Below are 10808 nucleotides of genomic sequence, written 5' to 3'. Positions count from 1 at the left end.
AAAGCTTTCCAAATTAATTTGCTTACACTAAAGTTTGGATCAGACGGATTGCCTTCAACAGGCAGGTTAATCTTGATCGCATCATTCGGATCTTTCATCAGGTATAAACCAAGCTTCACAGGGGCTTTTACTTGTGGTTCTTCAGCTGTTTTATCACCAATCTCTAACTCCTTAATAACAATGTCGTTTGTATTGGTCATATGTGTTGGAGTCATATTAACACTCAGGTCGTAACTAAAACGTCCTTGCGTAATGGGGCGGGCGATGTGATATTCTGAATAAGGAGAGAAACTGAGTAATCTCAATTTTTCAAGCTTCGCATTCAGGTCAAAAATATCTGGCTGAAGCATATTAATAGTGGATTGTCCACTTAGTTTCCCCTGGTCGTTCAGGTTGATAGCGAAGCTAACAGGAACAGTTTTGGCTTGGTCGCTTACTTGTTTAACATCAATGTTAATGTCTTTAAGATCATAGATAAATGGGCGGTACAAAGTATTGTCTGTGAAATTTACACGACCATCTGCAATTTTAAACTGATCTACTCGATACCTTACGGGCAATTCATTGGCAGTGGAGTCAACCGTGGATAAAGTATCCTGTGCTAAACTATCACTTTCCATCACGGGCAGGAGCACACGTTCGAAATTGCTCATGTCCTTGTGCAGGCTGGCAGTGATGATCGGTTGATTAACCGTAATATCAGAAATATTGTAACGTTGGCTCGCAATATCAAGTGTGTCAAAGGTAACACCGGCGTATTGCATCCGGAAGAGGTCAGTTCCATCAGGCTCCCATAAATGGAGTGAGTCAACACTTGTCATACCACTGACATAAACTTCCATTGTGTTTTCAATGCTGCCATTAATCTTTAGGTCAGCGTTGACATAACCATCAATTCCACCCACATTAATTGCATCTTCAACATAGCTGGAGATATCTTTCAAGCCAAATTTATCCACCTTAAAATCGACGTTATATTCTTGTTCGCGTTGATTGACATGCGCTCCAACATATACTTTACCTTTCTCGCCCAGGTCAAACTCAATACCAACATCTGATGATTCACTATCCCACGCAATCAATGGTAAATCCAGCGAAAAATCTTCCAGCTTAAGTTCGTTGTCAACCGTTTTATCCAGAAAACTGATGTGTCCTTGTTTGAATTTGATATCATGAATCGCGAAACGGAAAGGCTTGGATGGAATCGTGTCAACAGGTTCAACTAAGGTAGTATCCTCTGCAGGAATCAGATCATCAAAGTTAAATCCCTTTTCATCCTGAATAGTATGAACAAATAAACTGTCTAACAGGATAGAAGAAAAAGAATATTCGCTACTTAAAAGACGAGTTGGGTCAAAATTAACATACAGTTCTTTGAAACCGGCAAAAGTGTCTTTTTCATTGGCTTCATAAACGTTGAGGTTAATTGCCTTAACCGCCACGCGGAAGTAGTTTATATGAAGGTTTTCTAACTCGACTTTTCTTCCGATCAGCTCCTTACTATTGTTGTTAAGGTAGTTTCGGATAATTGTTGATAGGAAAAATAATACCAGGAATATCAAAAGTGCCAAAGAAATCAGCACATAATACCTTTTTTTGATTTGTTTCATTGCCAGTGGGTAAGCTTGTTAAAATCCAGTTTGTTATTGACGAAAAGTCATTACGTAAAAGTACAACAAAACAACTGAAATTTTGATTTGAGAATTTTCTTTTTTTGTCTCGTGCAACCCTTCGGGTTTTGTTCTGTCCTTAAAAGCAAATTAACAATACAACCATAAAATCATGCTTTTAACTAAAAAATGGACACTATGTGTCATGGGAATCCTATGCTTTATTGCAAATGCCAATAACCCGTCTCCTTACAATATCATAAGAGGGAAAGTTGTGGATGAAGATAGCCAGATGCCGCTGGTTGGTGTGGCTGTAGTTATAAAAGGTTCTGACCCTTTAATAGGAACAATAACTGATGTTGATGGAGCCTTTGCTTTTGAGCCTTTACCGGTTCAACGTTACCAGTTAAGTTTTCAGTTTCTGGGGTATGAACCATTGGAGGTTCCCAATATATTGCTGTCATCAGGTAAAGAAACAGTACTGAATATTTCGATGCGTGAATCTGTTACCGGATTGCAAGAGATACAAGTAAAAGGCGACCTCCAAAAGGGACAAGCCCGAAATTCGATGGCGATGATAAGTGCCCGTTCGTTTACGGTTGAAGAAACACAGCGTTATGCCGGCGGTTTTAATGATCCGGCCCGAATGGTATCATCATATGCAGGTGTTATGGCCGATCCGAGTGGAAATAATGAGATAATTATACGTGGTAATTCACCGAGAGGGCTGTTATGGCGCATTGAAGGAATTCCTGTTGCTAATCCAAATCATTTTGCCAATGAAGGGGCCACAGGAGGTGCCATTGGTATCTTGAATAGTTCAATTCTTAGTAATTCCGACTTTTATACAAGCGCTTTCCCTGCTGAGTTTGGCAATGCAGTGTCTGGTGTTTTTGATATTGACTTGCGTAAAGGAAACGATCAGAAGAGGGAATATATGATACAAAGTGGCTTGTTAGGAATTGATGCTGCCGCTGAAGGACCATTTAAAAACGGGGGATCGTACCTTGTTAATGCCCGCTATTCATCGTTAGCACTGCTCAAGAACCTGGGAGTGAAAGTAGCAGGAGAAGCCGTTCCCCAATATGGCGATGCATCGTTTAATATTAATTTACCGGGTTGTAAAAAAGGAAATTTTCAATTGTTCGGAGTAGCTGGTTACAGTTATATTGAATCAGATGAAGAAGATTACAAGCAAGACTTTGAATCGGATATGTGGGTAAGTGGATTAAATTATTTGTGTCCGCTAAACGAGCAAACCTATATCAAATCGAGCGTTTCTTATACCGGAACCTTTAATAAATGGTACTATGAAGAATTTATAAAAGACAATGATGCCTATGAATTCAGGGGACGTGATCGGTTTGTTTATCATACGCTTCGGGCAGGTGCCGATTTAACACACAAATTCAGTTCAAAACTGACATTAAAAAGTGGTGCTTTCTATAATCATCAGTTTTATGATATGAATATGGTAATATATGATGATGAGCTACAGCAATTATATACTTCGCTCGATGATAATGGTTCAGCCGGATTTATCAATGGGTACGCCAGTTTTAAATGGCGACCAACAGCTGTTCTTTCTTTTACTGCAGGAGTTCATTCGCAATATATGCAGATAAACAGTAATACTTCAATTGATCCTCGTTTGGGTATGCGCTGGCAGTTAAATGATAAGCATGCCATAACAGCAGGAGTGGGTTTACACTCCAAGGCTGAAAATACCTCAATTTACCTGGCCCGTACTCTTTTAGAAGATGGATCGGTGGTTCAGTTGAATAAGGATCTGGATATGATGAAATCGATGCATTATGCGCTTGGGTACGAAAACAGGATCAGTCAGAATCTTCTTTTGAAGCTGGAAGCATATTACCAATATTTATACGATGTACCTGTTGAGGTGGAAGCCGGTTCGTCTTATTCCATCCTTAATGATATGTCGGGCTATATTACACATCAATTAAATAATGATGGAACAGGCAAAAACTATGGTATCGAAGCAACTTTGGAAAAATACCTGAGTAAGGACACTTACTTTTTGCTAACCACATCTTTGTTTGATGCCAAATATACAGCCTATGACAAGCAGGAGCGAAATAGTCGTTTTAATAATGGATATGTGGTGAACTTTACAGGAGGTAAGGATTTTCACTTTGGGAAGGAAATGAATAAAACGCTGGGTGTGAATCTACGAACTGTTGTTGCCGGTGGCAATTACTACTCACCAATTGATGTGGACGAGTCGTTCGACAAAGGCTATACTGTGCGACCCGATGAATTAGCATTTAGTCAAAGACGACCTGATTTCTATAAAGTGGATTTAAAGCTCAGCTACCGGATTAACAAGAAACGAAGCACACGGACATTAGAGTTGGATATACAGAATATATCGAATGCACAAGCAGTTGTGTATGATTATTGGAATTCGAATAAGGAGAAGGTTGAAGAAGGCCATCAGTGGGCGCTTTTTCCGGTGATTAATTACCGGATTGAATTCTAAGATATTGTCGGTTAGGTGAAAGCTCTTCAACGGTCCTATTGTGTCAAAAGGAAGTTGAAGAGCTTTATGTATACCTTGAACGGCTGGCTAGATGAAGCGGCCCGAATGCGTGTGGTATATTCGTTTTCTTGATTTTGTTATATTTCGAGCGAGAGCTTAACTTCCAAATCCCACGCAAGCCAGGGCTACTTTATGATGGCTTATTGTGATCAGTTTTTTATTTGTACTTTACTCATTAGAATCTCTATTGCCTTCTGCTGATCTTCTATCTTTTTACTTTGCTCTTCTACTTTTTTGTTTTGTTCGATTAGATACAATGTAAGTTCTTCTATTTTCTGAAGAAGTTTATTATTCATTTCTGCAACATTCATATCGTTCTCACGAAACTCATCAGCAGATGGAATATCAGGTAAATGTTTGTTCTGATTTATAAAATCCTCAACCTCTTCTAGAGATTTAAGATCATAATCATCTTCAAACACCCAATCAGCAGCATCAGTCATAGTAACTTTCACTTCTTTCGCCCAAATAGTGCCATTTACTGATAATTTATTCTTTGGATCTGTCGTTCCTATTCCAACTTTAGCATCATTAGTATATATTTTATCACCATCTAATTGCCATCCATTTGTTTGTGTGATAGATTCTCCTGAGTATAATTCTTCAATTTCAGTTTCATCTAAAACTCGATTGTAAACTCTAACTTCATCAATAGAACCTACAAATGGGTAATGTACCTCCCCATAACTCCCAATAAAAAATGGTGCACTCCAATCGGGCTTATCTGTTTCACGCATACCACCACTTTGTAAACCGTTTATAAACCAGTATGCTTTTGCACCGTCAAAACAGTATACCACATGATTCCATTTTTCAGAAACAACTGCACCTGTTTCACTAAAATGATTACCGTCAAACTGTGTTAGCATTTTTCCATCTGATTGAACTAATAAACGATGTGTTCTATCATACCCCAAAATAGCCATGTAATCGGGTAACAATCCTGGTTTTACCCAAGTAGATATAGTAAAATGAGTATCAGAAGTAATACCTAAATCAGGTATAGCAATATTATCATTCGCATCTCCTGTAAATTCGAATGCTGATTCTTCGTTTCCAAACCTGTCGGTGATTAATGTTGCTCCATTCACAGTTCCATGATTATTATTTCCGCTTTCATCATTCGCATTTCCATTAAAGGGCCAATAACCTACTAAACCATCGGTTATATCCTGGGATAATAAGTTGGTTGTTATGAAGAAACCAAATAGCGTTAGGTAAAATAACTGTTTATTCATTTTTTAGTATTTAATTAGTTTAGCAATATTTTCATTTTATGCACTTTCGTTATAGGGGAAATTGCTTACAACGGTCTGGCTATGTGGAGTGCGGAACTTTGAAACGCTTCACAGTCAGGCTGCCACTGAGCCAATTCGTTTATTCATAATTTTTGTTTTTGTAGCCAAATCGTCAATGACGAATTGGCGGTGTTGCAACAACGAGCCGCAGCCCAAATAACCGCTGAAGCCCGGATTACATGCAGCTTTTGTTAGCGTTTCGTTGTTTTTTATTACCATATCATAGTCCAATAAACCATCAAATCTTTCTCCTCAGACATGGCAATACCTTTAGAGTATCCGTTTTTCCACACATTTAGTGAACCTTGTCTTATTTCTTGACAATCTTCTTTCCAAAAATTACCTGCTTCTGCTTTTATTACATAAACCATTAAATCTTTCGGAATTGTATGTAAATAGTCGACATAAATTTCCCCATTAATTTCCTTTTTAAAAGTCTTTTCTCCAAAATTGAAATCGTAACTTTCAAAGTACGGTATAGGATATTTGCTATCAAATTCTTTATTACATTTCTCAATTGAAAATCTGTTAAATTTAAGTTCAGGTAGATTAATTATTATATTGCTGTCAGATAGGTAATCTGTTTTGTACAAATAACTATCCTTAATCAATTTTTCTGTTGTAGTGTTTCTTTTTGTTATTAAATAGACTTCTCCAAATTGCTTTCTACATTCAAAACTTGGAGGACAAGTTGGAGGAGATGAAAGCAAGCTTAAATTTGTAGTATCTTTTATTTCATTAGGAAAGTGACTCAGTAAATCCGGTTTTAAATAGTCTGTACCGAATTTTGTTTTCATAGCATTTATATGTGCACTTACTTTTATTAAATGTTGCTTTACTGGACTAAGATTACAGCCATTAATGCTAAATATTAAAAGTACAAGAATTATTATGTGTCTGTTTTTCATCTAATATTAATTTAACTCCCAGATTCGTTTCACTCGGCTTTCATAATGAACGCTAACGGTTGCCACATGGCGCTGTAGCAGATTTGTGTTGAGATTGTCCGTCCGAGAGGACGAGACTATCGAGGCGGGAATCTGCACGACCAAAGCTCTGCCGACCCCTGCTATGCGCTATGGCGTCGTGTTGTACCCCATTTTTCATTTTAGATAATCTTCTATTTTTTTAATTTCTCTTACTATTCCATCGTTTTCAGAAAGACACTCTAAAAGTTCAGAAGGTACTGCTAATTCGCTTGTTTTGTAATTTTTATATAAATCTAATGTTTCAATAAAATATTCTCGTCCAATGTCTTGTTGACCTGTTTTATAATAACAGAAGCCAATTTGTTCTATGAGTTTTACGTATCTCCACAATTGAAATTCTTTGAGTTCTTTTTGATTGACTAATTCATAATATTTTAATGCTGTTTTATACTCATTCTTGTCCTGATAACAATGAGCAATATATAAGCAAGCCATATAGTTATTTGAATCAATAGTATAAGCTTGCTTGAATTTTTTAATTGCCAATTCTGTGTTACTTGTTCTTTCGTCTGAAGGTGAATAATAAACAAGTCCCCACAATTGATAATCGTCAGTGTCTAACCTGTCATGTTCCTTAAAAGCTTTAATTAGATCTTTTTGAAGTACTATCTTGTGTTTTAAGTTCTCTTCAAGGTCGAACAAGTCAAATTTCTTGGTTAATATTTCTTTTTCTGTTTTGTTCATCAAATGGGGTACAACAGCTCGAATATGCGTAGTGCGGAATTTCAAGGCACATCTTTATCAAACCGCTACAATGTTTAATAAATGTTTTAAAGTTCAAATTTACCAAATAACCCAGCATTACGTATATTTATTGTTAACTGCTTTTGTTTGGGATTTCTATCAGTTCAATATCTAAATTTAGTTTTTTTATTCTTAGGTTAACCATTTTAGCCCAATGTCGATAAAACTCGTCTGTTATTAGTTTTTCCTGATGTTCTTCTAATCCTACTTTGAATTCTAGTAGTTTTTTATTTGCTTTTTCTTTCTCTCCTGCCATCATGTAGAAATCAAAAGATTGAAAAGGAATTGCCAAGTTATCAGCAATTTTAGAATAATCCGAAAGATTGTCCAAGTGTGGCAAAATACAATTATTTAAATTGCTTACTATACTATTTAGGATTTCATTCTTATTATATTTTAATAAATCATAGCGACCAGCTTCTTGACAACTATCATCCCAATTCTCTTTATATTTCAATCTTAACTGAGGAATATGCGTCCCAACAATCTGTCCAGATTGATAATTACTAATGTCTCCAAGGTTTTTGTCTAGCCATTGTGGGTAATCTGGTGTTTCCGAATAAGTATCCATAGAAAAATCAGCAACTGCATCAGCATAATTCCACCTATTCCCAACAAATCGGATATAGTGCTTTATCTTTAAATCTTTTTTCCAAAAATGTTTTTTTGAATCAACATATCTGAATTTCTTCTCTGTCAGTAAATACAGAACTCCTGGTTTTAAAATCTCATCTAATCTTTCCTTAGGTGTCATATTGTTTAAATTATCATCTAGGTTTCTCTTTAAGTCAATTGCACGACCAAAGCCCTGCTGCCCTGCTATGCGCTATGGTGGCGTGTTGTGCTTTCGTACTTTTATTTAATTTGATTATTCCAATATATCTCATGATACTTTTTTGCCCAATACAACACCTTCTCGGCATTTCTTCTTCCCAATAAATCCTGCGTTGGATATTCAATTATTTCACTAGAAATGTTGTCTATTATAAGTCGCCTAGTGTAGCTTATTCCTCCTTTGGTCGCTGTCCTTGTAGTCAAAATATTAACATCAATAATATCCTTCCAAAAGTGCTTCTTAGTTTCACCTCCAATTACTTCCATTCCATCATAGTCAATAATAATTTCTTGTGTATTTTCACGTAAATGAATTTTGGCGATTTTTAAAAATGCTATGGTAAAAGCTAAACCGATAATCGTGCTAAATATTTGATTATCCGTGGCTTTAAATATTGTTAAATAATTTGTCCCTATTATCAATCCTGCAAATACCAAGTATTCAAATACTTTAAATAAGATGTTCTTAGTAATTTTAACATTATCTGGAATATTGTTACTCTCAGCAAAGAAGATAGGAGTCTCATAGCATTGTGGGTTATCATTTCCAATTAAGTCAACAGGTTTTCCTCGATATTTTTTATTTACGTCTTTTATAATGTTTTTTAGATTCTCTCTGAGTCTAGTAAATTCCTCAATATCAATTTCAAAATCCTCGCATTTATCATTAAAAACTGCAAATGAATCGGTTAAAGAACAAATAGCTCTATTGTCATCGTTCAATTTTCTTTTGAGACATATATTGCAGGAATTTAATCGATTAAGTCTTGATTCATTCATGTTTCTTGTGAATGTATTTTATGGTTTATCAATTTTTGTATGAAGTACAATGGTAAATTGTATGAGTTGTGGCAGATTGCGAGCTTCTTCTCTGTCAAACCGCTATGAAGTTTAAGTGGGCTATAAACCTTGATATTTACAATATTTACCGCTATTACGTATGACACATTGTTATGGGCTGGGTTTATTCGTGTTTACCAACAATATCATTAAATTTCTCTTCTTTTCTCATTTCCTTAAATATGGGCCATGTTTTTGCTTCTTCTACTTTTAGCTTTTTATTGTTAATTGCTTCCTCTAAACATTCAAAGAAAGATTCTTTATCGTCACAAATTGCAAAATACCCTGCTTTAAATAAAGCGTCTTTTGCTGTATAGTCAGCTTTTTCTACTTCAACCTTTATTTCATTATATCTTCCTTGCCATTTTATACTTTGCCAATAATTCAATTGCCCCACTAATGCAAAGTGTTCCTTAAGTCCTTTTTCACAAGAATAAAATCGGGCTAAGTTTTCAGCATTTTCATACCTTTCTTTTTCAATATAATCTATAATGAAATCATTTATTACATCACTCCTTTTATCAACATTCTCTTTATCAAGTTTACGCCATAGTTCAAATGCGATTAGCAGAAAACAAAACTCGATTGTATTAATAGCTTTTTCAATATAGTCTTTGAATAAATAAAGTTTATCCTCTTTTTTAAGTCCTTCTGTAAGTGTGGAGTCTACTTTTTGTAAATAAAATTCATTGACAAAACCTCCATTATGAACTAAAAGGTGTCTTCTTTGAAATATTTCGGTCAGTTCATTTTTATAATTCTCAACCTCTTTCATTTTCAAACCGAAAATGTCCTGCTTTTTGAGAGATTGATACCACTCTTCAAAACCTTGTCTCATTATTTTATCAACCTTTGTTGAAATAAGAAAGTTTTTAGCATCATCAATTGTGTTAAACTCTTTCAAATCATCAAGGCTGAAAAACTTGTCTTTGTGCTCTGATGGATAAGGAAATAGATTGTAGTATTGATGGAAAAGCTGATAAATAAACCACTCTGCTGTGCTACAAAGACTCATAAGTGAGCTTTTATAAAGCAACTCCTTTTGAAAATTTGATTTCACCATTTTTTCAATAGCATTATTGAATTCTTTATTTTGCTTCTCAAAGCTAATATTTACTGATTTTCCATTCTCAATTTCATTAACATCAGTTTTGATAGTACCAACCTTTTCTTCAATTTTTTTCTTGAGTTCTGGTGAAACCTCAAAATCGTCATCTAATTCATTAAGAGCAATCACAAGAGGTAATAGGTTCTCTCTTTCAGATTTTATTGCTTCTTTCTCTCTTTCTTGAAGAAAAGGTTCAACTAAAGAAACAAAGTCTCTTAATCCTTCAATATTTTCTTTAAATTGTCTAATTATCTTTGAAAGCATATTATATTATTTTTTAGTTGCATTGTTCGCTCTCACACCTTGCCCATAACGTTTAGTATAAGAATAGTAGCCGAATACATGGCACTTTCCTGTCAAACTACAAGAAAGTTGAAGTGGGCTACAACCGTGACTTTACAACTATCTTGGCTATTATTTTTATACATTGTTAGCTGTTGCATTTAATCTTCTAACATTGTGATTCTTTGTTCAAATTCTTTTAATTTTTCAGGATTGGGATGCCCATTTTCAATTGCAGTTTTTACGTTTAAATCCAAATTCCAATCAATGGATCTAACTCCCTCACTTAATAAAACTTCAATTATTTTTTCCGATTCTTCAATGGATTCAAGGTAGTGTGCATATTTATAAAACCATAACTCAACTAATAAATCATTTTTCTCATTATTATTTAGAGAAAATGCTTTTTCCAAATACTTTGTTGCTTCTTTGATCCTATTTGTAATTAATAGAAAGCTGGCATAATTTCCATTGAAGACCCCATCTTCTGGTTCAATAGATAAGGCTTTGAGATAATATTTTTCAGCATTCTCATAATCC

General features: G+C 35.0%; 9 protein-coding genes. 1 reads left to right on the top strand and 8 read right to left on the bottom strand.

All coding sequences use genetic code 11. The annotated features are described in order from the left end of the window. A partial coding sequence (locus AC4MRQ_RS21170) for a DUF748 domain-containing protein (RefSeq protein WP_491199719.1) occupies positions 1-1610 on the bottom strand: 1610 nt, incomplete at its 3' end. A gap of 172 nt (positions 1611-1782) precedes the next feature. Between AC4MRQ_RS21170 and AC4MRQ_RS21165 the strand changes: the two genes are divergently transcribed. Next, entirely contained in the window at positions 1783-4113 is a 2331-nt protein-coding gene (locus AC4MRQ_RS21165; protein WP_491199718.1) for a TonB-dependent receptor, read from the top strand. Positions 4114-4322: 209 nt separating this feature from the next. On the opposite strand, the gene AC4MRQ_RS21160 is transcribed toward AC4MRQ_RS21165, so the two are convergent. The 7 genes from AC4MRQ_RS21160 to AC4MRQ_RS21130 all read right to left on the bottom strand — a co-directional run. Beyond that, entirely contained in the window at positions 4323-5411 is a 1089-nt protein-coding gene (locus AC4MRQ_RS21160; RefSeq protein ID WP_491199717.1) for a LamG domain-containing protein, read from the bottom strand. Positions 5412-5683: 272 nt separating this feature from the next. Then, complete coding sequence (locus tag AC4MRQ_RS21155; protein ID WP_491199716.1) at positions 5684-6379, bottom strand: hypothetical protein; 696 nt, start codon at positions 6377-6379, stop codon at positions 5684-5686. Positions 6380-6574: 195 nt separating this feature from the next. Next, positions 6575-7144: a tetratricopeptide repeat protein gene (locus AC4MRQ_RS21150; RefSeq protein ID WP_491199715.1), complete on the bottom strand. Its 570-nt coding sequence runs from the start codon at positions 7142-7144 to the stop codon at positions 6575-6577. Between the two features lie 133 nt (positions 7145-7277). Beyond that, entirely contained in the window at positions 7278-7958 is a 681-nt protein-coding gene (locus tag AC4MRQ_RS21145; RefSeq protein ID WP_491199714.1) for a hypothetical protein, read from the bottom strand. Positions 7959-8059: 101 nt separating this feature from the next. Then, positions 8060-8818 carry a hypothetical protein gene (locus tag AC4MRQ_RS21140; protein WP_491199713.1) on the bottom strand — a complete coding sequence of 253 codons (759 nt, stop codon included), beginning with the start codon at positions 8816-8818 and terminating at the stop codon, positions 8060-8062. A 184-nt stretch (positions 8819-9002) separates the two neighbouring features. Then, positions 9003-10250 (bottom strand): hypothetical protein, encoded by a 1248-nt coding sequence (locus tag AC4MRQ_RS21135; RefSeq protein ID WP_491199712.1) that lies wholly within the window; start codon positions 10248-10250, stop codon positions 9003-9005. 179 nt (positions 10251-10429) lie between these two features. Further along, positions 10430-10808 (bottom strand): hypothetical protein (locus AC4MRQ_RS21130; RefSeq protein ID WP_491199711.1); only part of this gene is annotated, 379 nt, incomplete at its 5' end.

The sequence above is a fragment of the Carboxylicivirga sp. genome, from assembly GCF_982718395.1.
This window is presented reverse-complemented; position numbering and strand designations above follow the sequence as displayed.

Bases quoted from the DNA above. Each gene is read 5' to 3' on its own strand.
- AC4MRQ_RS21160 (WP_491199717.1), bottom strand. From the start codon at position 5,411: ATGAATAAACAGTTATTTTACCTAACGCTATTTGGTTTCTTCATAACA.
- AC4MRQ_RS21165 (WP_491199718.1), top strand. From the start codon at position 1,783: ATGCTTTTAACTAAAAAATGGACACTATGTGTCATGGGAATCCTATGC.
- AC4MRQ_RS21150 (WP_491199715.1), bottom strand. From the start codon at position 7,144: ATGAACAAAACAGAAAAAGAAATATTAACCAAGAAATTTGACTTGTTC.
- AC4MRQ_RS21135 (WP_491199712.1), bottom strand. From the start codon at position 10,250: ATGCTTTCAAAGATAATTAGACAATTTAAAGAAAATATTGAAGGATTA.
- AC4MRQ_RS21155 (WP_491199716.1), bottom strand. From the start codon at position 6,379: ATGAAAAACAGACACATAATAATTCTTGTACTTTTAATATTTAGCATT.
- AC4MRQ_RS21145 (WP_491199714.1), bottom strand. From the start codon at position 7,958: ATGACACCTAAGGAAAGATTAGATGAGATTTTAAAACCAGGAGTTCTG.
- AC4MRQ_RS21140 (WP_491199713.1), bottom strand. From the start codon at position 8,818: ATGAATGAATCAAGACTTAATCGATTAAATTCCTGCAATATATGTCTC.